Origin of the sequence: Desulfovibrio sp. (genome assembly GCF_014803725.1) — a bacterium.
Taxonomy (GTDB): Bacteria; Desulfobacterota; Desulfovibrionia; order Desulfovibrionales; family Desulfovibrionaceae; genus Desulfovibrio.
The window spans coordinates 119499-146148 of sequence record NZ_JAAVBE010000019.1 but is presented as its reverse complement, the minus strand read 5'-3'; the positions used below and the strand labels follow the sequence as shown (position 1 = coordinate 146148).

The 26650-nt window shown below is 66.3% G+C and carries 23 protein-coding genes; 16 read left to right on the top strand and 7 right to left on the bottom strand.

Features of this window, described 5'->3' with window-relative positions; all coding sequences use genetic code 11:
- Positions 1 to 52 precede the first annotated feature (52 nt).
- Positions 53 to 499 (top strand): hypothetical protein, encoded by a 447-nt coding sequence (locus tag HDR50_RS06175; RefSeq protein WP_291356927.1) that lies wholly within the window; start codon positions 53 to 55, stop codon positions 497 to 499.
- Here the strand turns inward: HDR50_RS06175 and HDR50_RS06170 are convergent.
- Positions 496 to 651: a hypothetical protein gene (locus HDR50_RS06170; RefSeq protein WP_291356925.1), complete on the bottom strand. Its 156-nt coding sequence runs from the start codon at positions 649 to 651 to the stop codon at positions 496 to 498. The genes HDR50_RS06175 and HDR50_RS06170 overlap by 4 nt on opposite strands.
- Positions 652 to 660: 9 nt before the next feature.
- On the opposite strand from HDR50_RS06170, the gene HDR50_RS06165 reads away from it, so the two are divergent.
- From HDR50_RS06165 to HDR50_RS06155, 3 genes are all read left to right on the top strand, one after another.
- The gene (locus HDR50_RS06165; protein WP_291356923.1) at positions 661 to 1317 is read left to right on the top strand and encodes an ATP-binding cassette domain-containing protein; all 657 of its coding nucleotides are present in this window, start codon (positions 661 to 663) and stop codon (positions 1315 to 1317) included.
- A gap of 82 nt (positions 1318 to 1399) precedes the next feature.
- Positions 1400 to 1807, top strand: coding sequence for a TolC family protein (locus tag HDR50_RS06160; protein ID WP_291357224.1), 408 nt, complete (start codon positions 1400 to 1402; stop codon positions 1805 to 1807).
- Between the two features lie 2 nt (positions 1808 to 1809).
- A complete protein-coding gene (locus tag HDR50_RS06155; RefSeq protein ID WP_291356921.1) occupies positions 1810 to 1932 on the top strand; it encodes a hypothetical protein in 123 nt (40 codons plus the stop codon).
- 79 nt (positions 1933 to 2011) lie between these two features.
- Here the strand turns inward: HDR50_RS06155 and HDR50_RS06150 are convergent, their stop codons facing one another.
- From HDR50_RS06150 to modA, 3 genes are read right to left on the bottom strand one after another with little or no spacing between them, the layout of a single operon-like run.
- Complete coding sequence (locus tag HDR50_RS06150) at positions 2012 to 2701, bottom strand: ATP-binding cassette domain-containing protein (RefSeq protein ID WP_291356919.1); 690 nt, start codon at positions 2699 to 2701, stop codon at positions 2012 to 2014.
- Positions 2701 to 3378 (bottom strand): molybdate ABC transporter permease subunit, encoded by a 678-nt coding sequence (gene modB / locus HDR50_RS06145; RefSeq protein WP_291356917.1) that lies wholly within the window; start codon positions 3376 to 3378, stop codon positions 2701 to 2703. Before modB ends, HDR50_RS06150 begins: the two co-directional genes overlap by 1 nt.
- Positions 3379 to 3386: 8 nt before the next feature.
- Complete coding sequence (gene modA, locus HDR50_RS06140; RefSeq protein WP_291356914.1) at positions 3387 to 4145, bottom strand: molybdate ABC transporter substrate-binding protein; 759 nt, start codon at positions 4143 to 4145, stop codon at positions 3387 to 3389.
- A gap of 154 nt (positions 4146 to 4299) precedes the next feature.
- On the opposite strand from modA, the gene HDR50_RS06135 reads away from it, so the two are divergent.
- The 3 genes from HDR50_RS06135 (at position 4300) to moaA (ending at position 7063) form a co-directional block, all read left to right on the top strand.
- Positions 4300 to 5337: a TOBE domain-containing protein gene (locus HDR50_RS06135; RefSeq protein WP_291356912.1), complete on the top strand. Its 1038-nt coding sequence runs from the start codon at positions 4300 to 4302 to the stop codon at positions 5335 to 5337.
- 19 nt (positions 5338 to 5356) lie between these two features.
- Positions 5357 to 5971, top strand: a complete 615-nt coding sequence (locus tag HDR50_RS06130; RefSeq protein ID WP_291356910.1) for a molybdenum cofactor guanylyltransferase — start codon at positions 5357 to 5359, stop codon at positions 5969 to 5971.
- A gap of 96 nt (positions 5972 to 6067) precedes the next feature.
- Positions 6068 to 7063 carry a GTP 3',8-cyclase MoaA gene (gene moaA, locus HDR50_RS06125; RefSeq protein ID WP_291356908.1) on the top strand — a complete coding sequence of 332 codons (996 nt, stop codon included), beginning with the start codon at positions 6068 to 6070 and terminating at the stop codon, positions 7061 to 7063.
- A gap of 118 nt (positions 7064 to 7181) precedes the next feature.
- Here moaA and HDR50_RS06120 read toward each other — a convergent pair whose 3' ends face one another.
- Positions 7182 to 9548 (bottom strand): cbb3-type cytochrome c oxidase subunit I, encoded by a 2367-nt coding sequence (locus tag HDR50_RS06120; protein ID WP_291356905.1) that lies wholly within the window; start codon positions 9546 to 9548, stop codon positions 7182 to 7184.
- Positions 9549 to 9769: 221 nt separating this feature from the next.
- The gene (locus HDR50_RS06115; protein WP_291356903.1) at positions 9770 to 10150 is read right to left on the bottom strand and encodes a molybdenum cofactor biosynthesis protein MoaE; all 381 of its coding nucleotides are present in this window, start codon (positions 10148 to 10150) and stop codon (positions 9770 to 9772) included.
- A 143-nt stretch (positions 10151 to 10293) separates the two neighbouring features.
- On the opposite strand from HDR50_RS06115, the gene moaC reads away from it, so the two are divergent.
- Positions 10294 to 10806 carry a cyclic pyranopterin monophosphate synthase MoaC gene (moaC, locus tag HDR50_RS06110; protein WP_291356902.1) on the top strand — a complete coding sequence of 171 codons (513 nt, stop codon included), beginning with the start codon at positions 10294 to 10296 and terminating at the stop codon, positions 10804 to 10806.
- Between the two features lie 285 nt (positions 10807 to 11091).
- Here moaC and HDR50_RS06105 read toward each other — a convergent pair whose 3' ends face one another.
- Positions 11092 to 11802, bottom strand: a complete 711-nt coding sequence (locus HDR50_RS06105) for a MogA/MoaB family molybdenum cofactor biosynthesis protein (protein WP_291356900.1) — start codon at positions 11800 to 11802, stop codon at positions 11092 to 11094.
- Between the two features lie 236 nt (positions 11803 to 12038).
- Between HDR50_RS06105 and HDR50_RS06100 the strand changes: the two genes are divergently transcribed.
- The 8 genes from HDR50_RS06100 to HDR50_RS06070 all read left to right on the top strand — a co-directional run bounded on the left by HDR50_RS06100 (position 12039) and on the right by HDR50_RS06070 (position 26606).
- Positions 12039 to 13697 (top strand): FmdE family protein, encoded by a 1659-nt coding sequence (locus tag HDR50_RS06100; RefSeq protein WP_291356897.1) that lies wholly within the window; start codon positions 12039 to 12041, stop codon positions 13695 to 13697.
- A gap of 146 nt (positions 13698 to 13843) precedes the next feature.
- On the top strand, positions 13844 to 17029 hold the full coding sequence (gene fdnG / locus HDR50_RS06095; protein ID WP_291356895.1) for a formate dehydrogenase-N subunit alpha: 3186 nt from the start codon (positions 13844 to 13846) through the stop codon (positions 17027 to 17029).
- Positions 17030 to 17032: 3 nt separating this feature from the next.
- A complete protein-coding gene (locus tag HDR50_RS06090) occupies positions 17033 to 17974 on the top strand; it encodes a 4Fe-4S dicluster domain-containing protein (RefSeq protein ID WP_291356893.1) in 942 nt (313 codons plus the stop codon).
- Entirely contained in the window at positions 17971 to 18861 is an 891-nt protein-coding gene (nrfD, locus tag HDR50_RS12440; protein ID WP_365816989.1) for an NrfD/PsrC family molybdoenzyme membrane anchor subunit, read from the top strand. Before HDR50_RS06090 ends, nrfD begins: the two co-directional genes overlap by 4 nt.
- A 118-nt stretch (positions 18862 to 18979) precedes the next feature.
- Complete coding sequence (locus HDR50_RS06085; protein ID WP_291356892.1) at positions 18980 to 22681, top strand: nitrate reductase subunit alpha; 3702 nt, start codon at positions 18980 to 18982, stop codon at positions 22679 to 22681.
- Positions 22671 to 24236 (top strand): nitrate reductase subunit beta, encoded by a 1566-nt coding sequence (gene narH / locus HDR50_RS06080; protein ID WP_291356890.1) that lies wholly within the window; start codon positions 22671 to 22673, stop codon positions 24234 to 24236. Before HDR50_RS06085 ends, narH begins: the two co-directional genes overlap by 11 nt.
- Positions 24233 to 25552 (top strand): respiratory nitrate reductase subunit gamma, encoded by a 1320-nt coding sequence (narI, locus tag HDR50_RS06075; RefSeq protein WP_291356888.1) that lies wholly within the window; start codon positions 24233 to 24235, stop codon positions 25550 to 25552. Before narH ends, narI begins: the two co-directional genes overlap by 4 nt.
- On the top strand, positions 25539 to 26606 hold the full coding sequence (locus tag HDR50_RS06070; RefSeq protein ID WP_291356886.1) for a tellurite resistance/C4-dicarboxylate transporter family protein: 1068 nt from the start codon (positions 25539 to 25541) through the stop codon (positions 26604 to 26606). The genes narI and HDR50_RS06070 overlap by 14 nt, the downstream gene beginning before the upstream one ends.
- Positions 26607 to 26650: the final 44 nt, after the last annotated feature.

Genomic DNA, 26650 nt, shown 5'->3' with positions numbered 1-26650 from the left:
GCGCTCGGCCGCTGACCTGCAAAAAGCGCCGGACCGCGGCGAGATACGCGATGTGCAGATCTTGCGCGCCTTCCTTGGCAGCAATGCGGTCTTTGCCTATTTTGATATTCCGTGGATGCCCATCTATTTCGTTCTCATCTTCGTGCTGTATCCGGCCTTGAGCGGGGGGGCCCTCGCCGGCGGTCTGCTGGTGGCGGCTTTTGGCGTCCTCCCCCAAAAGATCGCCCGGCCGAAACTTCAGGGGGCCAATGAGGCCGACCGCCGCGCGGCAATCCTCCTTTCCGGCGCCGCGCGCAATGCCGCCGCGCTCAAGGCCATGGGCATGATGCACGCCATCAGCGCCCGTTGGCACCGGCACAATGCGCAGGTGATGCGCCTGCAGACGCGGGCGAGCCGCCGCGTGGGGCTGATCCATTCCGTCAGCAAGTCCACGCGCATCGGCCTTCAGGTGGTCATTTACGCCGTAGGCGCCTACCTCGCCATCACGCACCAAAGCTAGGCGGCCATCATGATCGCGGCGTCCATCATCATGGGCCGCGCGCTCGCCCCCACCGACCAGGCGATGGCGGCCTGCAAGCAATCGCTGGAGGCGAGGAGCGCGCACAAGCGCATCGTGGCCTCCCTCAAGGCCGCGCAGACGCAGGAAGCCATGCCGCTGCCGTGCCGCACGGGGCCGTGGCCGTGGCGGACATGGCATTTTCGTTCGGTGAGACGGGCATTCTCAAGGATATTTCCTTCCGGGTGCGCCCCGGCACTGCGCTCGCCATCATCGGCCCGAGCGGCTCGGGCAAGTCCACGCTCTGCAAGCTCCTTCTGGGCATCTGGCCTGCGTCGGCCGGCATGATCCAGCTTGACGGCGCCGACATCCGCAGCTGGGATTCGGAAAAGCTGGGCGCGTATCTCGACTATCTGCCGCAGGATGTGGACCTCTTCGCCGGGACCGTGGCGGAAAATATCGCCCGCATGGGCGAAGTGGATGCGGAACAGGTGGTCAGGGCCGCGCAGCTTGCCGGCGTGCATGAGCTCGTCCTCAAGCTGCCCAAGGGCTATGACACGCCCATCGGGACTATGGACAGGGGCTCTCCGGGGGGGGCAGCTCCAGCGCATCGGCCTTGCGCGCGCCCTGTACGGCGCGCCCTGCGTGATGGTGCTGGACGAGCCCAATTCCAACCTGGACGAGGAGGGGAAGCACGGCTCATGCAGTGCCTGAAACGGCTGCGCCTGGCGGGGAAAACGGTCATCCTCGTGGCCCACGAGCCCGCGGTGCTGGCAGCCATGGACGAGATACTGGTGCTGGACGAGGGCGGCCGCATCTAGCTCTACGGGCCGCGTTCCTCCGTCCTGCAGAAGCTCGCGACCTTGCGGCAGCCGCGAGGCATGGGCGCGGGCCAGTCTCTCCCTGTTCGCGGGTTTTGCGCACCTGAACGGCCTTCAGCGCTCGCTCATTGAAAAGGAGAGGGTCGCTGAAGAAGTGCGCCAGGCGGAACTTGAGCTCATCGTCAATGTGCAGATCCAGTTCTTTTTGCTGCTCCAGTCGCGGCGCGACTTGCGCTATGTCCATGAATCCATCCGGCGTATACGCACGCAGCTCGAAGCGGCGGAATCTTTTGTGGATGTGGGGGTGGCGCCGTATGTGAACGTGCTGCAGAACAAGGTGGAGCTCGCGCAGGCCAGGGAACAGCGGATACTCACGGAAAACACCATCCGTACCTGTGAGATCCAGTTGAACCAGTATCTTGGCTATGCGCCGAACGAGAAAGTGACCTATGCCGGCGCTCTGGAAGAGTATCCCCAAAAAGTCGAATAAATGTGGGCACCATCACCGAACTCATCGACGCGCAGGCCCGGCTCACGGAAGCTGAGGTGCGCATAAGCAAGTCCCCGGCGGATTTCCAGACGGCGCGCGCCAGGCTGCTTTTCATCTGGGCGTGAAGAATGTGTCGCTGAAATAGGCAACGCGGGGGGAAGAAGCCTCGCCGGGCAACTGCCCTTCCGGGCGCCACATACACAGTCACTCGTCGCCCGCATCTGCCGCGAGGGACGCGCGGCCGCCCGCGAAGACGACGCGCGCCCCGCCGAAGGCTTCCACATCCGCCGGGTCGTGGGTGATGATGATGGACGGGATGACGAGCTGCGCCAGAAGCTCCCGGATCTCCGCACGCAGGGCCTCGCGCAAGGGCACGTCCAGCGCCGAGAAGGGTTCATCCATGAGCAACAGCCGCGGCGCCGCGTTGAGCGCCCGCGCGAGCGCTGCCCGCTGGCGCTGGCCGCCGGAAAGCTCGTGCGGATACCGCCCGGCGAGGTTGCCGATGCGGAAGCGCCCGAGCATCTCCCGGGCCTCCTCCCGCTCCCGCCTGCCCACATGGCGGGCAAAGGGCCCGGTATGGGCATAGGCCACGTTCTGGAGCACGGTGAGATGCGGGAAGAGGGCGTAGTCCTGCGGCACATAGCCAAGCCTGCGCTTGCGCGCCGGCAGTCGCACGCCCTCCCGGCTGTCAAAGAAGACCGTCTCCCCCACGGCGATGCGGCCGTTGTCCGGCATCATGAGGCCCGCGATGCACTGCATGGTCACGGTCTTGCCCGAGCCCGAAGGCCCGAAAAACACGGCGTTGCGGCAGTCCTCCGGCAAGGTGAAGCGGGCCGTGAGCCGGAAGGGCGCGGGCCCGCGTGAGACCTGCTTTGTGATGTCGACGGAAAGCATCAGCGCAAACGCCATTTGAGCAAGAGTTCCGCCCCGGCCAGCAGGCCCACGCACAGCGCAGAGGTCACGAGGGCGAGCAGGGCCGCGCGCATATCCTCCCCGGCCTGGAAGGCCGAATAAATGGCGAGCGCGAGGGTCTGCGTCTTGCCGGGGATGTTGCCTGCGATCATCAGGGTGGCGCCGAATTCGCCCATGCCGCGGGCAAAGGCCAGCATCACCCCGGCGAAGACGCCGCGCCAGGCGAGCGGCAGGGAAACGCTCAGGAAGACGCGCACTTCGCCGGCGCCGAGGGTGCGGGCCGCGTCCTCATAGCGCGCGTCCACGCTTTCCAGCGCGGCGCGGGCGGATTTGTAGATGAGCGGAAAAATGACCACCGTGGCGGCCACCACCGCCCCCTGCCAGGAAAACATGAGCTGGATGCCCATGTCGGCCAGCGCCTGCCCGAAGAGCCCGCGCCGGCCCACCAGCAGGATGAGATAATAACCTAACACCGTGGGGGGCAGCACGAGCGGCAGGGTGCAGAGCGCGTCCAGCACGGCGGGCAGCGGCCCGCGCCGCCGCGCAAGGCCCCAGGCGGCGAGGATGGCGGTGAGGAAAGCGATAAGGGTCGCCACGCCGGCCACGCGCAGGGAAATGCCGAGCGGCTCCACCACAAGACTGGAAAGGGGATCGTTCATTCTGGCTCTTAAGGCTTGGAGAAGCCGTAGCGGGCGAGCACCTGCTGGCCCTCGGGCGAGAGCACGAAATCGATGAATTCCTGCCCGGCCTTGGGGTTGGCGCCCGTGGTCGCCACGGCTATGGGATAGAGCACGGGCTCATGGTCGCCGACCACCAGGGCGATCTCCACCTTGTTGCCCATCTGCTGGGCGTCGGTGCGGTAGACGAAGCCGGCGTCGGCCTCGCCGCGCGCCACATAGGCGAGCGCCTGGCGCACGCTGGCCGCCAGGACGCATTCCGGCAGCAGCGCCTCCCACAGGCCGACGGCCGTGAGGGCGTCGCGCGTGTAGCGCCCGGCGGGCACGGAATCCGGGTTGCCGATGGCGATGCGCTGCATGCCCTTCAGGTCCTCAAGGCTCGCGGGCTTTTGGGCGCCCTTGGGCACGATAAGAACGAGGTCATTGAGGGCGAAGTTGCGCCGCGTGGCCGGGTCCACCACCTTGGCCGCCACGGCCTTGTCCATGGTCTGCTGGTCGGCGGAGGCGAAGATATCGGCAGGCGCCCCTTCCTCCAGCTGCTTGAGCAGCGGGTTGGAGGCGGCAAAGTTGGTGTTGACCACAAGGCCCGGATGCGCCTTTTCAAAGAGGGTCTTCATCTCGCCAAAGGCGTCCGTGAGGCTGGCCGCCGCCGAGACCGTCATCTCCGCCGCCACGGCATTGACGGCAACGCTCGCCGCAAGGACGGTGCCCGCGACGACGCGGCAAATTTTTTCCACAGGTTTTTTCATGGCGCTCTCCTTGCTGGAAATGGATTTTTGCTGATAGTATCGCGTTGCGGCGCCCGCGCAACATGGGCACACTTTTGACCAAGACGTGCCCATGCGGCAGGGGAAGCGCATGATTCATGACGGCGGAGAGGGAGAAACGGCAACGAGGGAGATTGTGCCGACGGCTGCGCCACAGCTTCCGTGCCCCGCGCCGGGCGCCCCGCCCCCGCGCGGGCTCACCGATGCCGGTCTTGCGGCCGCGGAGCTGTGGCTCGAGGAAAGGCTCTATGCCAAGGCGCAGCCGAGGCTCCGGCATCCGCGCGTGCGGCTCTGGTTCATCTTCATGCTGCTGCGCCATGCGGGCCTCAGGCTGGTGGAGATTTTCCGGCTTCGCGGAGACTCCCTTGATTTCGGGCGCGGCCTGCTGCGCGTGCCCGGGAGCGGGGAAGGCACGACGCGGGAAGTGCCGCTCTCCCCGTCGGTGGCGCGGAAGCTCGGCACCGTGTGGGCCGGCTGGGAGGGACGGGAGCTGCCCCTGCCCTTCCTGTGCGATGCGAGCCGCGTGCGCCGCAACCTCGCCCAGTGCGCCCGGGCCTGCGGCCTCGGACCGGAGCTTTTCACCGCGCGCGAGCTTCGCCGCCATCGGGGCCTTGAGCTCGTGGCCGCCGGCCTCCCCCCCGCGCTGGTGGACATGTTCCTCGGCAGGGAGGCGGCGGAAAAGAAAAGCCTCGTGCGCTTTGACGCGGACGCGGCGAAAGCGCTCCTGCGCGAGCGCATCCAGGGGCATGCGCGCTCGAGCGCGCGCAACCATTTTCGCGGGCGCGTCACCCGGGTGCGCCCCATGGGGCTTTTGGCCGACGTGGCCTTTGCCACGGCATCGGGGCTGGAGGTGCGGGCGCGCATCACGAGCCGCAGCCTCCGTTCCCTGGGGCTCGCCCCGGGCGTCATCGTGAGCGGCGCGGTCAAGGCCTTGTGGATCGAGGTGCATCCGGCGGCCAACGCGGGCACGGCGGCCGAAGAGCTCAACCGGCTTCCGGGAATTGTGGACGCCCTGCGCCGCGAAGACGGCTTTGCCGAAATCCTCATCAGCCTTGACGGCGGGCTCCTCGCCTGCGCCGTGCGCCCCGCCTGTGAAGTGGACTGGCTCAGGGAGCCGGGGCAAAAAGTCGGTATCGTCTTCAGCCCGGCCGCGGTCATCCTGACTGTGGGCTAGGTGCTTCTCAGGAGAACGGGTGGAAATCTTGGAAAGCGCGTGGCCTAAAACAGCCGGGGCCGTGCTCGCCGGCGGCCGCTCCACGCGCATGGGCAGGGACAAGGCGGAAATCGCCCTTTCCGGCGAGACTTTGCTCGCCCGCGCCTGGCGGCTTGTGGCCGGCCTCGTGGCCCCGGCCTGGGTGTGCTGCTCGCAGGCCTGTCCGCGAGCCGGCTATCCATGCCTTTTGGATGAAGAGGAGGAGGAGGGGCCGGCCCGCGGCGTGGCGGCGGCGCTTCATGCGGCGCAAGGGCACGGGGCCCGGCGCGTCCTCATCCTCGCCTGCGACCTGCCTCTGCTGACGCGGCAGCTGCTTGTCGCCCTGCTGGAGGCCAAGGGGCAGCCCGGGAGCCTCGCCACCGTCTACGCGAGCGCGGCCACGGGCAGGGCGGAAATGCTCGTCGGGGTGTACGCGGTGGCGGCGCTGCCGTATCTGCAGGCCGGGCTCGCCCGCGGGGAACGCTCCCTCTTCCGCCTGATTCCCCCGGAGCGGCTCCAGCGGGTGCTCTATCCGCCTTCAGCCGCGCCCCATTTCCTCAACTGTAACGCCGCTGTCGACCTTGTGCGCCTGCAGGAATTGGAGTGCGGCGAATAAACACCATTTTCGTACCTTTTCCAAGGCACAAAAATCCCCTATGACTGTCAAGGCGACTTTTTGCTTTTTTCTGCCAACGCTCCAGCGAGGAAACCAATGCTTCTCGACAGACACGGACGCAGCGCGCGCTATTTGCGCGTTTCCGTGACTGATCGCTGCAACTTCCAGTGCAGCTATTGCCGGCAGCCTGACAGAGAGCGCCCGCTCTCGCACGAGCGCATCCTGCGCTACGAGGAGATCCTGCGGGTGGTGGGCATCGCCGTGGCGGCAGGCATCGGCAAGGTGCGCGTCACCGGCGGCGAGCCCTTCATGCGCAAGGATTGCGACGCCTTTCTCGTCATGCTGCGCAAGCGCTTCCCGGAGCTCACACTGGCCGTCACCAGCAACGGCAGCCTTCTTGCGCCGCATATCCCGCTCTTGCGCGCGCTTGGCGTTTCCTCGGTCAACCTCTCGCTGGACGCCTTCGACCGTGAGCTCTTCGCGCGCATCACCGGCCGCGACGAAGCGCCAAAGGTGCTCGCCGCGCTGGAGGGGCTGCTGCGGGCCGGACTGCGTGTTAAAATCAACGCCGTGGCGTTGCGCGGCGTGACCGACAGCCAGCTGGACGACTTCATCCATGCGGCCATGACCATGCCCGTGGATGTACGCTTCATCGAGCTCATGCCGCTCGGGGGGCAGACCGGCGAAGAGCTCTTCTGGCCCATCGGGGAAGTGCGGGCCGCGGTGGAAAGCCGGGTGCGCCTCATCCCCGTGCCCGAAGCGCCGGCCGGGGCCATTCCCGGGCCCGCGCGGATGTTCGCCCTCAAGAAGGGCCAGGGGCGTATCGGCTTCATCGCCGCCGCCAGCGACCATGCCTGCGGCCGCTGCAACCGGCTGCGCCTGACCAGCGACGGGGCGCTGCGCACCTGCCTTTTTTCCGGCCGCGAATACCGCCTGGCCGGGCTGCTGCGCCACAAGCCCGGCCTCCCTGACGAGCGCATCGCCCGCGTTCTCAACCGGGCCTGCCTCGACCGCCCCTTGGGCGAAACCCTCCTGAAGTCCGGCGCAGCCCCGCCGCGCGGGAAGCGCCCCATGAACGCCCTTGGGGGCTAAGACCGGCAAGCGCCGCGAAACTCCGCTTTTTCCGTAAAAAACAGCGCGCATGGGGGATTTTGATGTTTCCCCCATGCGCGCTGTTTTTATGGCTTATTCCGCTGCAAGCAGCGGCTCTTTATGCTTCCTGCTTCGCCCCCTCCGCACTCTCCCCGGCGTTTTCCGTCACGGGCTCCGCAGCCTTGGGCGCGCCCTCACGGATGTAGAAGCTCCACGTCTTCAGGGCCGCGATAAAGAAGGGGATGGCGCCGAAGATGATGAAGATGAGGTCAGCGGGCATCCTGAGCCAGCCGATGAAGGCCATGAGCGGGCTCTGCGTGAACTCGGGCGAGCGCGCGTGCCAGTAGCCGTTGGCGAACACGTCCCCGAGCTGGAGGAAGCCGGCCGGCAACAGCGAGAGCACGAGCATCAGCAGAAGGCCCACGTTGAAGCCCCAGAAGGAGACGCGCACGTATTTTTCCACATGCGCCCAGCTTTCATCGCTGTTGGCCTGGCGCAGCACGAGCAGGCAGAGCGAGAGCGAGAGCAGGCCGAACACGCCGAACATGGCCGCGTGGCCGTGGTTGGGCGTCAGGTAGGTGCCGATCTCGAAATAGCTCACCACCGGCATGTTGATGAGGAAGCCGAACACGCCCGCGCCCACGAAGTTCCAGAAGCCCACGCTCATGATGAAGCGCAGGGGCCAGCGGTAGCGCAGGGCCATGGCCTGGGCGTAGGGGTTTTCCGTGGTCTTGATGAAGCGGCCCGCCTCCATGCAGAGCAGCACCAGCGGCACGAGCTCCAGCGCCGAGAAGCAGCCGGACATGGTCATGTTGAAGGAGCCCATGCCCGAGAAGTACCAGTGATGGCCGGTGCCGATGATGCCGCCCGTGAGCACGAGGATGCCGTCGAGGAAGATCATGCGGAGGCCCATCTGCTTGGTCACGAGGCCGAGCTCGATGAAGATGAGCGCCACCATGGCCGTGGCGAAGAGCTCGAAGAAGCCCTCCACCCAGAGGTGGATGATCCAGAAGCGCCATGTGTCGACGATGGTGTAGTGCGTCTCGCCCGTGTAGAAGATGGCGGGCAGATAGAAGAAGGGGATGGTGAAGGCCGAGATGAGGAACATGATGGTCAGCGCGCGGGTGGCCTGGTTCTCCAGGCTGGGCCACGCGTTGCGCACCACGAGCACGAACCAGCCGAGCAGCCCCGCGATGAGCAGGAACTGCCAGAAGCGGCCGATCTCAAGATATTCCCAGCCCTGGCTGCCAAGCCAGAAGGTGAGCTTGGGCCAGAGGCCGACCATGCCGCCCCAGTCGCAGAGCAGGCTGCCGAAAATCACCACCGCGAAGGCCGCGAAAAGCAGGTTGGTGAGGTTCTTCTCGCAGTCATATTCCTTGCCGCCGAGCACCCGCGAGAGGAAGAGGCCGCCCACTACGAAGCCCGTGGCCAGCCAGAAGATCATGAGCTGCAAATGCCAGGTGCGCAGAAGCGAACTCGGGAAGATGACGCTCAGGTCAAAGCCGTAGAAGTTGCCCGGATCGGCCCTGAAGTGTGCCACGCCGCCGCCCACGAGCGTCTGGGTGAGTAAAAGCAGCGCCACCACGACGACGAACTTGACGAGCGCCCCCTGGCTCGGGGAAACGAGGTGCCCCGGCACCGCCGGGAGCAGCTTTTGCGCCGCCGGCGTCCAGTCCCACGAGGGGTTGCGCCCGAGCACGAAGAGTGCCAGGCCAATGCCGCCCAAAAGGAAGAGCAGGCTCGCCGCGCTCCAGATAAAGGCCAGCGTGGGCGTGTGGTTGCCCACCAGCGGGTCATAGGGGAAATTGTTGGTGTAGGACACATCCGAGCCGGGGCGCGGCGCCACGCTGGCCCAGGCCATCCACGAGAAATAGGCGGAGAGCTTGCGCAATTCCTCCGGGTCGGTGATGAGGTGGGCCTTGAGGCCGCCGTTGTTCACCGGGCTCGCCAGGTATTCGCGCCAGAGCGCCGGGCTCATCTCGAAGATGATGGCTTCGGCCGGCGTGAAGGTGAGGGTGCCGCTTTTCGCGTCATAGCGGTTCACGCGCAGCTTGCCGGGCACCAGCGCCGTGATTTCATCGCGCTGCTCCTCGGTGAGGCTGTCAAAGGGCTTGCCGTGGATGGAACGGGCAAGCAGGTCGGCCTGGGCCTCGCCCACGCGGTGCAGGGTGAGCGCCGGAAAGTCGGGCCCGAGATAGGAGCCGTGGCCCCAGACCGTGCCGTTGCTCATGAGGCCCTTGTCGAGAAAGACCTCCTGGCCTTCCTTGATTTCCTGCGCCGTGAAGAGCGGCCGGCCGTCCGGAGCCGTCACCTGCGCCGGGATGGGCGGTTTTTCCACAAAGGCGAGGCCCGTGATGGTGAGCAGGATGGTGAAGCCGAAGATCATAATCACCGCGAGGCAGATGATCCACCAGCGGGAGATGCCCGCCGCGCCCTCCTGCGAACGCAATACCTGGCCGAACTGGCCGTTTGTCTGAGCCGACATCAGAATTCCCCCATAAGGTTCCAAAAATTCCCGTTTGACCGGGCAGGCATCCGCATAAACCTGTCCGGCAACTCTTGCAAGTGCCTTGTGAGGGGCGTGGAACAGGAGCGCCGGGCGCCGGCACAGAGGTAGCGCGCGCGAAACCGGGGTTTACAGCAAAAGAACTCCCTTGCGGGCGCCACAATGCCGGTGAGACAGGCTGCCGGGCCTGCTCCTCCTGGCTATTCCGCAGGGAGGCCGTCGGCAAGGTGCTCCTGCTTGCTTACGGCCTCGCCCTTGGCGCGCTCCAGAAATTCCTCCATGGCCGCCCGCACGTTTTCGCGCACGTCGCCGGCTACCACCAGCAGCAGGATGTCGTCTCCGGGCTGGAAGGTGCCCTCGCGGCCTTCGCAAGCGGCGGCGAAGATGCCCGGCCGGCCCTCAACCTCGCGGCGGATGGCCTCGAGTTTATCGCGGTCAAGCGTTATGGAGACGGACGAGACCGCCTCGTGCCCGGCGCGCGACCAGCCGCGCACCACGCCGTTATGCACGAGCAGCATGCCCACATGCTCAGCAAAGCCGGGGCGGCCCTTGATTTCCGCAAGCATCGCATCGACGTTCATCAGCGTTCCTCCTCTTGCGCGGTATTCGTGAAGCCCGCTCCCCCTTGGTATGCCGCCTTGACGCGGATGGCAATCTGGCGGATTTTCGCCGCAACGGCGCTTACGGCCGCTCACCGGGCGAGCGGGAAAAATTCGGAGGGCATATGAAAGAGAAGGAACAGGCCGGCTTCACTCATTTGGACGACGAAGGCCGCGCGCGCATGGTGGATGTGGGCCAAAAGCCCGTGACGAACCGCGTGGCCGTGGCCGAGGCCGTGGTGGAGCTTGCCCCGCGCACGCTCGAACTATTGCGGGAAAAGGCGCTCCCCAAGGGGGACGCGCTGGCCTGCGCGAAAATCGCGGCCATCCTCGCGGCCAAGAACACGGCGAGCCTCATCCCGCTCTGCCACACCTTGCCCCTCGACAGCGTGGACGCGCGCTTCGAGCTTGGCGACACGCCGCCGCAGGTGCGCATCGAGACCGAAGCGCGCTGCACCGGCCGTACCGGCGTGGAAATGGAAGCCATCGTGGCCGCGCAGACGGCGGCGGCGGTGATTTATGACATGTGCAAGGCCGTGCAGCGCGACATCGTGATCAGCCGCGTGCGCCTGCTCTACAAGAACGGCGGCAGGAGCGGCGAATTCCGCGCGCCGGGCTTTGAACGGGCGGTGGAGTGAGAAAGTCTATTCCGAAGGTACAGGTATCCGGCATCGTTGACGGACATTCCATAATTCCGTCTGGAGCGAAGCGAAAGACGGGGGCTAGTGCCGGAAGAATCCTAAAAAATAAGATTTTTAGGTTCCGGCGAGGAAGAAAATAATTTCCGAAGGGAGTGTACTTAAGTACTCGACCGAGGGAATTTTTTTTGACGAAGCCGGAAGCTAAAAGGCTGTTTTTGACGGATACTTTCGGCGTTACTCAGGCAGCACAAGCGCCCCACCGAGGCATGGCACGCCTTTCCCTTACCCCTCACCGCAGTCGGCCGCATCGCCCGCGAGCTTGGCGAGCGCATGGGGCAGCGCGGGCAGGAGCGCGCTAAGATTCTCGCGCACGGCCTTGGGCGAGCCCGGCAAATTGACGATGAGGCAGCGCCCGGCAACGCCTGCCACGGCGCGGGAAAGCATGGCGCGCGCCGTGGCAGCGAGGCTCGTCTGCATCATGGCCTGCGCCATGCCCGGCACAAGGTAGTCCAGCACCTTTTCCGTGGCCTCGGGCGTGCGGTCACGCGGGGAAAGGCCCGTGCCCCCGGTGGTGCACACAAGGTCATAGCCCTGATGCAGGGCGAGGTCCGAGAGCAGGGCGCGCAAAAGCGCAGGCTCGTCCGGCAAGAGATAGCCCCGGCACAGGGCTACGGGCAGCGCCTCCCCGAGCATGCGGCCGATGAGCGGGCCCGCCTCGTCCGCGCGCGCGCCTCGGGCCCCCTTGTCCGACAGCGTGACCCACGCCGCCGCGAAGCTCTGCTTATCCGCAAGGAAGCTGCGCGCTGTTCCGCCCTCAACGGGCTTGAGCGCCGTGAGCATGGGGCAGGAACGCGCTGCTCCCCCGGCATCCTCGAGCCACGCGCGGCCCACGACCCGGAAAAGCGGCTCCCCGGGGGCTTCCGGGGCTGCCAGGGTCCAGCCCGCGCCGAGCGCAGCGGCCGCCCCGCAGAAGGCCGCATCCAAGTGGTGCACGGCTGCGACGTCCCCCGACGCGAGCGCCTTCTCCTCCCCCTGCTGACAGGACATCGGCGTGAAGCGTATTTCCACCTTTCCCCCATGACTTCGCAGAAATTGGCGCATGCGCGCCAGAATGTGGCACTCCACTCTTGTAATTATTTCGCGCCTGAAATACAATAAGCACTGCCGCATATGACCTGCTGCACGTCCCGGCCGGGCGCGTGAAGCCGCGCGCCTGAGGGAGCCCGTTCATGGAAATCGGGGCCTATACCTTTGAGGAATTCCGCACCCTCGCGGAGAACTTTCACGGCTACGCCGCGCCCGGCGTGCTCGTGGGGGCCTACATGGTGGAGTTCGGCAAGCGCCGGCTCCCCGAGGGCACGCTCTTCGAGGCCGTGGTGGAATCCGCCAAGTGCCTGCCGGACGCGGTGCAGCTTTTGACCGCATGTAGCACGGGCAACCAGCGCCTCAAGGTGCTCGACCTCGGCCGCTATGCCGTGACGCTCTTCGACAAGCACACGGGCGACGGCGTGCGCGTGAGCCTTGATGCGGACAAAATGGCCGCATTCCCCGAACTTCACGCCTGGTTCTTCAAGGAAAAACCCAAGTGCGAGCAGGATTCCCGCCGCCTTGAGGCGGAGATCCGCGCCGCCGCCGACAGCATTTGCGAGGCAGAGCGCGTGCGCATAGCCCCGCGCTTCCTCGGGCGGCGTCACGCCGAGGGCATTGTCCGCTGCCCGCTCTGCGGCGAGGCCTATCCCAAGGAGGACGGCCCCATCTGCCGGGGCTGCCAGGGCGAGGCCCCCTATACGGCGCTGGCGGGCATTGAGCACCCCGCGCAGGTGCCCCAACCGGGCATCCGCGTGGTGCCCGTGGAGGAAGCTGTCGGCAAGACGGCGGCCCACGACATGACGCGCATCGAGCCCGGCCAGTTCAAGGGGCCGGAATTTCGGGCCGGGGAACGCATCAACGCGGGCGATGTCTGCCGCTTGCAGAAGATGGGCCGCTTCCGCGTGGCCGTGGTGGACGAGGCCGTGGAAGGCGGCGCGGACGCGCCCGTCCACGAAAATGCGGCGGCCGAGGCCTTTGCCCGGCGCATGGCCGGCCCCGGCATCACCTACGCGCTTCCCCCCAAAGAGGGCAAGATCGACTTCAAGGCCGAAATCGACGGCGTTTTCTGCGTGGATACGGAGCGGCTGTTCCGCTTCAACCTCGTGCCCGAGGTCATGGCCGCCTCGCGCCATGACGGGGCGCGCATAAGCCCCGGGACGAATGTGGCGGGCACAAGGGCTATCCCGCTCTTCATTTCCCGCGCCAATTTCGGCCGCGCGCTCGAGGCGCTGGCGGGCGGCCCGCTCTTCCAAGTGCTCCCCATGCGGCGCGCGAAGGCGGGCATCCTCGTGACGGGCACGGAAGTCTTTCAGGGCCTCATCGAGGACCGCTTCATCCCCGTCATTTCCGCCAAGCTCGCGGCCCTCGGCTGCGAGGTNGTGGCNACGGACATCGTGCCCGACGACCGCGCGAAGATGCTCGAGGCCATAGGGGCCATGCGCGAGGCCGGGGCGGACCTTCTGCTCACCACGGGNGGCATGTCCGTGGANCCGGACGACGTGACGCGCGAGGCGCTCATGGANGCGGGCCTCACCGACGCGGTGCACGGCGTGCCCGTGCTGCCCGGGGCCATGAGCCTTGTGGGGCGCATCCCCGCCGGGGAGCAGGGCGGCGACATGCAGGTCNTGGGTGTGCCCGCCTGCGCGCTCTTTGCCAGGACGACTTTCCTGGACCTCGTGCTGCCGCGCCTGCTGGCCGGGCGGNCCTTCACCCGCGCCGAGGCCGCGCGCATGGGCGAAGGCGGCTATTGCATGGGNTGCAAGATCTGCACATGGCCCAAGTGCCCCTTCGGAAAATAGGCCCCCCGGGCAGGTACGCGGCCCCGGGNCAGCCGGGGCAAAGATTTTCCCGGTTTTCGGTTTTCTCAAGCTTCCTGGCTTTTAGGAGACGCCGCGCACGGACGCGCTGCACGCAAACGGGCCCACGCCCGCACAAGGAGTGCTTCATGGCCGACATCCAGGACGTGCTGAGCGCACGCACCCACTTCAAGTGCAGCCGCCTCCGGGGCGCAAGGGTGGGCTCCGCCGTGTGCCAGTACTGCGCCGTGGGCTGTTCGCAGCTTGCGTTTTTCAAGGATGACGTGCTCATCGACGTGGAGGGCGACCCGCGAAGCCCGGTCAACGAGGGGCGCCAGTGCCCCAAGGGNGCGACCATCTTCGCGCTNAACGACAATCCCTACCGCGCGACCANGCCNCTCTACCGCGCGCCCGGCGCGAAGGAGTGGAAGGAAGTCAGCATCGACTGGATGATCGAGACCATCGCNCAGCGNGCCTGGCACTCGCGCGAGCGCGGCTTNNTGGAGAANGACGAAAACGGCACGACCATCAACAAGGTCGGCAATATCGGCTTTGTGGGCGGCTCGGCCAACGACAACGAGGAGTGCTACCTCTTCCGCAAGCTCATGACCGGGGGCCTCGGCATATTGCCCGTGGAAAACACGGCCCGCTACTGCCATTCCACCACGGTGGCGGCGCTCTCGCCCTCCTTCGGCTTCGGGGCCTGCACCAATCCGCCGCGCGACCTTGTGAACAGCGACTGCATCGTCATCATGGGCTCCAACATGGCCGAGGCCCATCCCGTGGCCTTCCACTGGCCCATGCAGGCGAAAAANAAGGGCGTGCCCACCATCCACATCGACCCGCGCTTCACCCGCACNAGCGCGGCCTGCGACCACCATGTGCCCATCCGNCCGGCCACGGACATCGCCTTCCTNTNNGGNGTNATCCGCTACATCCTTGAAAACGGCCTCTGGTTCAAGGACTATGTGCTCGCCTATACCAACGCCTCCACGCTCATCGACGAGCGNTTCCATTTCGACGACGTGACGGGCCTNTTCAACGGCTGGGACCCGGCCACCAACACCTANGCGCTCGAGCCGGATTCCTGGGACTACCAGTATGANANGAACGCGGACGGCACGCGCGGCAAGCCCNGGCGCGACCCCACGCTNGAGGACCCGCACTGCGTGTTCCAGCTCCTCAGGCATCAGGTGGCGAAATACACCCCCGAGACCGTGGCCGAGATCTGCGGCTGCCGCCCGGCGGANGTCATAAAAGTCGCCGAGTTCATGGGCCGCAATTCGGGCCCGGACAAGACCACGGCCTTCTGCTACGCCACGGGCTTCACCCAACATTCCACTGGCACGCAGATCATCCGCACGGTNGCCATNCTCCAGNTNCTCCTCGGCAACATCGGGCGNCCCGGCGGCGGCATCCTCGCGCTGCGCGGGCATTCCAACGTGCAGGGCGCGACCGACATCCCCACGCTCTACGGGGCNCTNCCCAACTATATCCCCATGCCCGAGGCCANGCCCGGCAACGCCACGCTCGCCGACTACCTCAAAAACGGCCACGGCTTCAGCGCCGCGCGCGACAAGAAGNAAGGCATGTGGNANCTGGAGACCGAGCGCGGCTCCTGGGCGGCGCTNCCNANCTACATGGTGAGCCTGCTCAAGGCNTGGTACGGCAAGGACGCCACGGCCNNGAACGAATACGGCTANCANTGGATGCCCAAGCTCGGCCGCGACGACTCGCTCACCGTGACCATGGAGCGCATCCTGAAGGGCGAGGTGGACGGNCTTTTCGTGTTCGGCCAGAACATCGCCGTCACCAANCCCAATACCGGCTGGGGGCGCGACGCGGTGCGCAAGCTCAAGTGGCTCGTGGTCTGCGACCTCTTTGAAAACGANACGGCCTCGGCNTGGTACGCCGACCCCACGGCCCCNNACGCNGCNAANGACTGCGAGACCGAGGTCTTTTTGCTGCCNGCGGCCACGGTGCTCGAGACGGAAGGCTCNGTCACCAATACCGAGCGGCTCATGCAGTGGCANGAGCGCTGCAAGCCCGCCCCGGGCTCCTGCCGCTCGGACGGCTGGTGGGTCTANCAGCTCGGCAAGGCCTTCAAGAAGCTCGCGCTGCGCTCCGGCGAAGCGCGNGACGCGGGCCTGCGCGCCCTCACCTGGGACTATGACCCGGAACCCGGCAAGGTGAACGCCCANGGNCTNGCCCCCATTCCCGGCGANGTGGACATGGACAAGGTGGCNCTNGAGATGAACGGCTATGACCTTCAGACNGGCGCGCCCTGCCAGGGCTCGAAAGACCTGCGGGCGGACGGCACGACGGCCTGCGGCTGCCGCCTGCTCTCCGGCTTNATNGANGCCGANGGCAACAANCTCATGAANCGCGTGGAGCCGGGCGAGGTNGACCACGCCATCGACCTTGACTACCGCTTCGCCTGGCCCGCCAACAGCCGCATCCTCTACANCCGCTGCTCGGCGAGGCCCGACGGCGAGCCGTGGTCNGAGAAAAAGCGGCTCGTNTGGTGGGACAAGGCCAAGGCCCGNTGGGTGGGCTACGACAAGCCGCAATTTGACGAGACCAAGCCCCCGGACTACGAGCCCGCGCCCGGGGCCACGGGCGAGGCGGCCCTCGGCGGGGCCGAGCCCTTCACCGTGCACACGGACGGCCGCGCGTGGCTCTTCGTGCCCTACGGCATCAAGGANGGNCCCTTCCCNGTCCATTACGAGCCCGTGGAATCGCCCTACCACAATATCCTCTGGAAGCAGGACCGCGACCCGGGCGTGCANATCATCGACGACCCGAAAAACCCCATCGCCAAGCCCGCGGACCCGGACTATCCCACGGTGATGACCACCTANCACATGGTGGAGCACTGGCTCTCCGGCTCCATGACGCGCCACATCCCNTGGCTCGCCCAGCTCCAGCCCGAGAGCTTCCTNGANATGTCNCCGGAACAGGCGNAANCNGCGGGCATCCGGCCGGGNGCGCTCATCGCCGTGACGAGCCCGAGGACGAAGCTCCTCATGCGCGCGCTCATCACCCCGCGCCTGCGCATCGGCAAGGTGGACGGCCGGGAGGCCAGCGTGGTCGGCGGTTTTGTCAATTCCGGCTACAAGGGCGTCGTCTGCGACCCCGTGACCAATGACCTGAGCCCGGCCATCATGGCCCCGGACGGCCTCATCCCGGCGTCCAAGGGCTTTGTGGTGCGCGTGGAGCCGGGCACGGAGGCCGAGGCCGAGCGCCTCACGCCCGAGCCCGTGAAATATCCNGAATCCATGAAAAAACCCGTGCCGGACACCCCGTGGCCCGCNCAGCCGGAAGGGAGGAGCTGAGGCATGAGTTCGCTGAAAGACCGTATCTTCGCCGTCATCAGGCGCGCTTATCCCGGGGGCGAGCCCGGGCCCAACGGCCGCCTCGACCCTGTCTATGCGCTTTTCCGGCGCTACCGGCCGGAGCCCACGGAGCGGGAGCTCGCCTATTTCACCGACACCTCCATCTGCAGCGGCTGCAAGTCCTGCGAGATGGCCTGCAAGCAGTGGAACCAGATAGAGAGCGAGCCCATCCGCTGGTCCGGGGACAGCTATGACAACACCTTCGACCTCTCGGCCAAGAACTGGCGGCATGTGAAGTTCATCGAGCGCTTCCCGGAGGAGAACCCGGCCAACCGCCCCGCGCCCAAGACCATCGACGGCCTGCTCAAGGAGCAGAAGGCCGGGGAATGGCGCTTCATGAGCGACCAGTGCAAGCATTGCCGCACCTCGCCCTGCCATGAGGCCTGNCCCACCGGGNCCATCATGCGCAACGAGTTCGGCGGCGTCTATTACCAGACGGACATNTGCATGGGCTGTCGCATGTGCATGGCGGCCTGCCCCTTCGGCGTGCCCGANGTGAGCCCCGAGACCGGGCACTCCATGAAGTGCGCCGAATGTTATGACCGCCTGCGCGACGNCCTCACCCCGGCCTGCCAGCTCGCCTGCCCCACCGGGGCCATCGACTTCGGCCCGCGCGAGGCCATGCTGGAAAAGGCGCGGGCGAGGCTTTGCTTCCTGCACGAGCACGGCCATCCCGAGGCGCGGCTCTACGGGGCGGAGGAATTCGCCAACTATTCCGGGCTCGATTCCTTCTACCTNNTCATGGACAAGCCGGAAGTCTACGGCCTTCCGGCCGCGCCCGTGACCCCCACCACCTTCATGCCCGGCGACTATTTGCGCGGCATCGCCACCCTTGTGGTGTGCGCGGCCGCCGTGGCGGCCTGCCTCATGGGGAGCGTGCTATGAACGACATGACCTGGGTCAAGGGCCAGCCTTCGCCCTATGAGCTCCATGACCTCACCCACTTCCCGGACTGGCGCGGCCTCATCGTCAGCGACGCCTATTTCAACAACCTCACTGCAGGCTTCATGATCATTACGGCCCTGACGGCGCTGGGGACGCCTCCGGTGTTCCGGCTGATTTTTCCCTTCGCGCTTATTCTCGCTTTCCTCATCCTCGCCGTGGACCTCGTGCTGCTCGTGGCGGACTTGGGCGACCCGTGGCGCTTTATCCATTCGCTGCGCGTGTTCCGGCCCACCTCGCCGCTTTCCGTGGGGGTGTGGGCGCTTTCGGGCTATGCCGTGTGCCTCTTCCTCTCGCTTGTCACCAACTGGATGCCCCTGCTTTTTGACGTGCCCACCCTCGTGGCCGGGCGCATGCACATGGCGGCGCGCATGTTCCCCACGCTCGCGGCCCTCTGCGCGGCCGTGGTCATCTGCTACAAGGGCGTGGTGTTCAGCTGCACCTCNCAGCCNGGGGTGAAGGACGCGCGCTGGCTCACGGCCTTCATGGTGAGCGATTCGCTGCTCATGGGCTGCGGGCTCTACATGTGCCTCGCGCTCTTCTTCGGCCTGCCCGTGGCCGCCATGTGGCTGCTCGTGCCCTTCCACATCCTCCTCATCATCCGCATGGGCGCTTTCTGGCTGCTCTGGCTCGACGTGGCCCCGCGCGCCCGCAGGATGCACACATCCAACGCANNNATNTTCGTCATGGTCTATATCGTGGGCGGCGTCATCGCCGCAGGCCTCGCCTGCTTCGGCGGCATTGCGGGCATGGTCGTGGCGGCCGCGCTCGTGCTCCTGACNGGNGTCTGCGAGCGNGCCTGGATCATCGGGCTCACAAGGCCCCTNTAGGACGNAACACGGCGGGCCCGGCNNTCCNGTCACGGNCCGCCACCACTCACCNCAGGCCCCGCNCATTTCCCGGGGCNTGCGACAAACCGCGCGTCCCGGCCGGGATGTGGGGGGAACCATGGAACACTACGATTCCAAGACCCTGCGCCATTTCAAGCTGCGNACCGNGGACCTTCTCTCGGACATGCATGACCACAAGGGCTACACCGTCCACAAGGGCTGCCGCAGCTGGGAGAAATTCTACCACGGCCGCTGGGGGCATGACCGTATCTCGCCCTCCACGCACGGCGTCAACTGCACGGGCTCCTGCCGCTGGGACGTATATGTGAAGGACGGCATCGTGGTGTGGGAGGCGCAGGCCACGGATTACCCCACGCCCCACCCCGACTTCCCGGACTATGAGCCGCGCGGCTGCCCGCGCGGGGCCTCGGCCTCGTGGTATGTCTACAGCCCCCTTCGGGTGCGCTATCCCTATATCCGGGGGGCGCTCCTCGAGCTCTGGCGCGCGGCCCTCAAGGAAAAGGGCGACCCCGTGGCCGCCTGGGAGNACATCCAGAACGACCCCGAGCGGCGCGCCGCCTACCAGAAGGCGCGCGGCATGGGCGGCTTCGTGCGCTTCTCNTGGGACGAGGCCATGACCCTCATCGCGGCCTCGCTCGTCTNCACCATCCGCCGCTACGGGCCTGACCGCATCTTCGGCTTCACGCCACTCCCGGCCATGAGCATGGTGAGCTTCGCCTCGGGCGCGCGCTTCTTCTCCATGCTCGGCGCGAGCATGATCAGCTTCTACGACTGGTACTGCGACCTTCCGCCCGCCTCGCCGCAGGTATGGGGCGAGCAGACGGACGTCTGCGAAAGCGCGGACTGGTATAATGCGGGCTATATCATCTCCTGGGGCTCCAACCTGCCGCAGACGCGCACGCCCGACGCCCATTTTTACACCGAGGCCCGCTACCAGGGCACGAAGATTGCCGCCGTCTCGCCGGACTATGCGGACTTCACCAAGTTCGCGGACACCTGGCTCCCCGTCCGCGCGGGCACGGACGGCGCGCTCGCCATGGCCATGACCCATGTCATCCTGCGCGAGTTCTTCATCGAGCGCAAAGTCCCGTATTTTCAGGACTATGTGCGCCGCTTCACCGACCTTCCCTTCCTCCTCGAACTGGAGGAAAAGGACGGGGCTCTTGTGCCCGGGCGCTACCTGCGCGCCTCGGACTTCGGCCATGCGGGCAACAACCCGGAATGGAAGCTCGTGGTCCTCGACACGAAGCGCGGCGGCCCGGCCGTGCCCAATGGCTCCATCGGCTCGCGCTGGGGCGAGAAAGGCACCTGGAACCTCGAGATGCGCGACTGCTATGACGGCAAGGACCTTGCGCCGGCCCTGAGCATGGAGGAACGCGAGGGCGCGGCGTGGGAACTTGTGGACTTCCCGGTCTTTTCCGAAACCACGCCCAGCCTGCGCAAGGGTGCCGTGCCCGTGGTGGAGATGGAAATCGGCGGCGTGAAGAAAAAAGTCACCACCGTCTTTGACATCCTCGCGGCGAGCCTCGCCGTGGACAGGGGCCACGGCGGCGACGTGGCGCGCTCCTACGAGGACGGCGTCTATCCCACGCCCACCTGGCAGGAGGGCGTGACCGGCGTGGCCGCGGCCGACGTCATCAAGGTGGCGCGCGAATTCGCCGACAATGCGGAAAAGACGCGGGGCCGCTCGCTCATCATCATGGGCGCGGGCATCAACCACTGGTACCACAACGACATCAACTACCGCGCCATCCTCAACCTGACGAGCCTTTGCGGCTGCCAGGGCGTTTCCGGCGGCGGCTGGGCCCACTATGTGGGGCAGGAAAAGGTGCGCCCGCAGGCNGGCTGGGCCACGCTCACCACGGCGACAGACTGGTTCCCGGCGCCGCGCAGGAGCCAGGGCACGACCTTCTATTATTTCGCCACNGATTCNTGGCGGCATGAGCTCATCAATATCGCGGCCGCCTGCCCCGAGACCCACAAGGGGGAATTGCCCGANCACCCGGCGGACTGCTTCGCCATCGCCGCGCGCCTNGGCTGGATGCCCTATTATCCGCAATTCCGCCAGAACCCCATCCANGTCTGCGAGGACGCGGCNAGGGCCGGGGCCACCACGGACGAGGCCATCATCGACTANGCNGTCNNNGGCCTCAAGGACGGCAGCATCCAGATGGCCATCGAGGACCCGGATGCCGAGGAAAACGTGCCGCGCTTCATGATGTTCTGGCGCGCCAATCCGCTGGGCTCCAACGTCAAGGGNCACGAGTACTTCCTNCGCTACCTNCTCGGNACGCGCTCCTCCNCCCTTTCGGAAGAGACGGAGCGNAANCCGCAGGAATTCCACGCGGGNNNNGCCATGCAGCAGGGCAAGCTCGACCTCATGGTCACGGCCGAGATACGCATGAACACCTCGGCCCTGTATTCCGACATCGTGCTGCCTTCCGCGCACTGGTACGAATACAACGACCTCTCCACCACGGACCTGCACCCCTTCATCCATCCCTTCACCGAGGCCGTGAACCCGCCGTGGGAGGCGCGCGACAACTGGTCCATGTTCGCGCTGCTGGCGCAGAAGTTCTCCGCGCTCGCGGCCACGCACCTCGGCGTGCGCAAGGACCTCGTGGCCTCGGCGCTCGAGCACGACTCCCCCAACGAGGTGGCGCAGCCGCTCGGCGAGGTGAAGGACTGGACAAAGGGCGAGACCGCGCCCGTGCCCGGCAAGACCATGTTCAACCTCAAGGTGGTGGAGCGCAATTACGCGGACATGTACAAGATGTATTCCGCGCTCGGCCCCAATGTGCAAAAGCCTGATGGCGTGGGCACCAAGGGCGTGAAGTGGTGCTGCGCCACGGAATACGAGATTTTGAAGCGCATCCTCGGCGTGGTGGACGAGCCCGGCATAAGCTACGGCATGCCGCGCATCGAAAGCGGCAAGGCCGCCTGCGACGTGGTGCTCACCCTCTCGCCGGAGTCCAACGGGCGCGTCAGCGTGCGCTCCTGGGGCGGCCTTGAGGAGAAGACCGGGCAGGAACTCGCCGACATGTCCAAGCCCATCGAGGGCATCCACCTCACCTTCCAGGACGTGTCCGCACGGCCGCGCCGGGGCTTCACCGCGCCGGAATGGAGCGGCATCGAGGCCGACGGCCGCACCTATTCGCCCTTCCAGATCAACGTGGAGCGGCTCGTGCCCTTCCGCACGCTGAGCGGCCGCCAGCACTTCTACCTCGACCACGCCTGGATGCGCGCGCTCGGCGAGGCCCTGCCCGCCTACCAGCCGCCGCTCCCGCTCGCGCAGATCGGCGAGACGAGCGGCAAGCTCATCCCGCGCGGGCCCAATGACCTTGTGCTCAACTTCCTCTCCGTGCACAGCAAGTGGTCCATCCACTCCTCCTATTCCGACGTGCACCTCATGCGCGTGCTCTCGCGCGGGGGCGGCGAGGTGTGGATCAACGACGAGGACGCGGCCCAGGCGGGCATAAAGGACAATGACTGGCTCGAGTGCTACAACGCCAACGGCGCTTTTGTGGGCCGGGCCGTGGTCACGCACAGGCTTCCGCGCGGCAAGACCTTCATCCACCATGCACAGGAGCGCCTCATCAACGTGCCCATGTCTTCCGTCACCGGCAACCGGGGCGGCACGCACAACTCCCTCACCCGCGCCCTTGTCAACCCGGCGCAGATGATCGGCGGCTACGGGCAGTTCAGCTACTCCTTCAACTACTACGGGCCCACGGGCTGCCAGCGCGACGAGATGATCGTGGTCCGCAAGGCTGAAAAGGTGGTGTTCGATGAAAATTAAAGCCCAGATGGCGATGGTGATGAACCTCGACAAGTGCCTCGCCTGCCATACCTGCACCATTCCCTGCAAGAACGCCTGGACCACGCCCGCAGGCTCGGAATACATCTGGTTCAACAATGTGGAGACCAAGCCCGGCATCGGCTACCCGAAGCAGTGGGAAAACCAGGAGCGCTACCACGGCGGCTGGGTGGTGAAAAACGGCAAGCCGGAGCTTCGCGCGGGCGGCAAGATGAAGAAGTTCCTGAGCCTCTTCGCCCAGCCGGGCCTCCCGGACATCAAGGACTATTACGAGCCGTGGAACTACAATTACCGCTACCTCACCACGGCCCCGGACTCGAAAGTACAGCCCGCCGTGGGCCCGCGCTCGGCCATCACGGGNGAGCCCATGAAGGTGGAATGGGGCCCCAACTGGGAGGACGACCTCGCCGGGGCCAACGTGACCGGCCTTGAGGACGTGAACTTCAAGGGCATGGAGGCNAAAGCCTACCTNCAGTACAAGAGCGTCTTCATGTTCCANTTGCCGCGCATCTGCGAGCANTGCCTGCACCCGGCCTGCGTGGCCTCGTGCCCCTCGGGCGCGCTCTACAAGCGCGACGAGGACGGCATCGTGCTCGCGGACCAGAGCCGCTGCCGCAGCTGGCGCATGTGCATGAGCGCCTGCCCCTACAAGAAGGTCTATCTCAACTGGAAGACNCACCGCTCGGAAAAGTGCATCTTCTGCTATCCGCGCATCGAGGCGGGCGAGCCCACGCTNTGNGCCCANTCCTGCCCGGGGCGCATCCGCTATGTGGGCGTCATGCTCTACGACGCGGACAAGGTGCGCGNGGCCGCGGCCTGCGAGGACCCGGCAAAGGTCTATGAGGCGCAGCTTTCCGTCTTCGTGGACCCGGANGACCCGGAAATGGANANGCAGGCNCTNGCNGACGGCATCCCCTACCAGTTCGTGGACGCGGCGAAGCGTTCGCCCATCCGCAAGCTCGTGTGCGAGTGGCGGCTCGCGCTGCCCCTGCACCCGGAGTTCCGCACCATGCCGATGGTGTGGTACATCCCTCCCCTGAGCCCGCTCGTCTCGGGCGGCGTGGCGGCAGCGAGCGACCTCGACAACATGCGCATCCCCCTGCGCTATCTCGCCAACCTGCTCGCCGCAGGCGACGAGAAGCCGGTGCGCGAGGCGCTCCACAAGCTCATGGCCATGCGCGCCTTCATCCGCGAGGAGCGCTTTGCNAAAAACGNNGCGGCAGGTGAGACGGGCAACGAGCCCGGAACCGAGGATGACTTCGCGGCCAATGCCTTCGCGGCAGATTCTTTCAAGGCGGACAGGGTGGGCCAGCCGGACGCGGCCGCAAACGCTGCCACAGCCGCTGCCACAAACGCTGCCACGGACGCGCTTGCCGCCGTGGGGCTCACCCCGGCGGACGCGCGCGCCATGTACCGCCTGCTCGCCATTGCCCGCTTCGAGGACCGCTTCGTCGTGCCCACAGTACGCCGGGAGCTCGGCGGCGGCGACCTCCAGNCCTTCAAGGGCTGCGCGGGCTTCCCGGAGGAGGTCTCATGACGGTAAACGAGCGCAAGGNGCTTGTGCGCNTCTCGCGCCTGCTCGATTATCCGGGCGAGGAGTTTTTCGCGGACATCCCCGAGATGCGCGCGGACATCCTCGCCAATCTCGAGGGCCGGGAGGCGGCGGAGCTTGCGGCCTTTCTCGACGCGCTTGAAGCGGCAGGCCCCAAGGCAGCGCAGGAAGCCTATGTGCGCGTTTTCGACCATGACCCGCAGGCGAGCCTCTACCTCGCCTGGCACCGCTACGGCAACGACCGGGGGCAGGGCAGGGCCATGGCCGCGCTCAANGGCCTCTACCGCGCGGCGGGCTTCGAGCCCGTGCCGGGCNTGCTTCCCGACTATTTGCCGCGCGTGCTGGAATTCCTCTCCGTCTGCGAGGACTGGGCGGCGGAGGCANTGCTCGACGGTTTCGGGCCCGAGCTCGCGGAGCTCNAAAAGCGCCTCTTTGCGCTCGACTGCGCGCAGGCCCCGCTGGTGCGNCTGGCGCTTGCGGGCCCCCGGCGCGACTGGCCNGNACGCTTCAAGCCCCGCGCCCACGACCCNACGCGCAGGCCCCTGGCCTCCCCGGAGCCGGAATTTTCCCCGGCGACGCATCCGGCNATGGATTCCGNNNGTGNTACATATAGAGCGATTTNAAAGGAGCATACAATGGACCTCCTGCTTTTCGGCGTCTACCCCTATGTGTGCCTGACNCTCTTCACGGCNGGNCTCATCTTCCGCTATGTGGCCACGCCTGGCGAATGGAACGCGCGCTCGAGCAACCTTTTTGCCAAGAAGTCGCTGGTGGCGGGCTCCTTCCTCTTCCACTACGCCATCATCTTCACCTTNTTCGGCCATGTGGNCGGCCTGCTNCTNCCNGTGGCGCTNTTGCGCATGGTGGACTTCACGGGCCAGGTGCACTTCGAGGTGGCGACATGGTTCGGCAGGCTCCTCGCGCCCTGCGTCTTCGCGGGGGCGGGCATCCTGCTGCTCCGCAGGCTGTGCAGCCGCAANGTNTGGGCGAGCACCGTGCCCATGGACATCGTGGTGCTNCTNTTCATCCTGNTNCAGGCCTGNACNGGCGGCTACCAGGACTNNACGGCGCACGAGGACGTGCTGCCCNTCATCGGCGCGTGGGCGCGCGGCNTCNTCACCTGCCNGCCCGAGCCCTCCCTNATGGCGNNTNTNCCGTGGTTCATGCAGTTGCATGTGGTGAGCGGGCTCGCCATNTTCGCCATGGTCCCCTTCAGCCGCCTCGTCCACTTCATGAGCCTGCCGCTGACGTGGTTCGCCCGGCCCCTTATCCTGTACCGGAGGCGCTATGACCACGCCTGAGAGCACGTTCGGCAGCCGCTTCTGGACGCTCAACGAAAACCTGGCCTCGGCCAACTTCGCCATGGTCATGTCCACGGGCATCGTTTCCGTGGCNCTGCACCTTCTGGGCTTCCCGGAGGGGGCCACGGCCCTCTTCTGGATCAATATCGCCATGTTCGTTGCGCTCTGGCCGCTCTACCTGCTCAAGCTCGTGCGCTTTCCGCGCNGGATNNTNGCCGATTTNTGCGGCCACGCCTCGGGCCCGGGCTTTTTGACCATCGTGGCGGGAACCTGCATCCTCGGCAACCAGTATGCGGTACTCGCGCATGACTATGTGCTCGCGCACGCACTCTTCTGGCTCGGCGTGGTGTGCTGGGTGTTCATCCTCTGGGGCGTGTTCTACGCCATCTTCACCGTGGAGGAAAAGCCGCCGCTCGCCAAGGGCATCAACGGCGCGTGGCTCGTGGCCACCGTGTCGACCCAGTCCATCGTCATCCTCGGCGCGACCATTGCCGACAAGGTGGGCTGGGACCTTGAGATTGCCTTCTTCCTCTTCTGCGCGCTCTTCCTCCTCGGCGTGATGCTCTATATCTTCGTCATCACGGTCATTTTCTTCCGCTTCTGCTTTGCGAAGATGGAGCCCGCCGAGCTCGATCCCACCTACTGGATAAACGCGGGCGCGGTGGCCATCTCCACCCTCGCCGGGGCGACCCTTATCCTCAAGAACGGCGCATGCCCCATGCTCGACCACTTCATGCCCTATATCAAGGGCACGACCCTGCTCACCTGGGCCACGGCGTCGTGGTGGGTGCCCATGCTGCTCATGCTCGGCGTCTGGCGGCATGTGGTGCGCCGCTATCCCTTCACCTATGTGCCCGCCTTCTGGGGCATGGTCTTCCCCATGGGCATGTACACGGCCTGCACGGCGACCTTTTCCGAGGCGCTCCACTTCGGCTGGCTCATGGTCGTGCCGCGCTGGTTCCTCTATGTGGCGCTTATCGCGTGGACGGCCACCTTCGTGGGAATGCTCGTTTCCCGGGCGCGGCTCCTGTTTGTGGGGCCGAGGCAGTCGTAAGCGCCGGACGCACCCCAGCGGGCGCAAGAGAGGGCGAGAGCAAC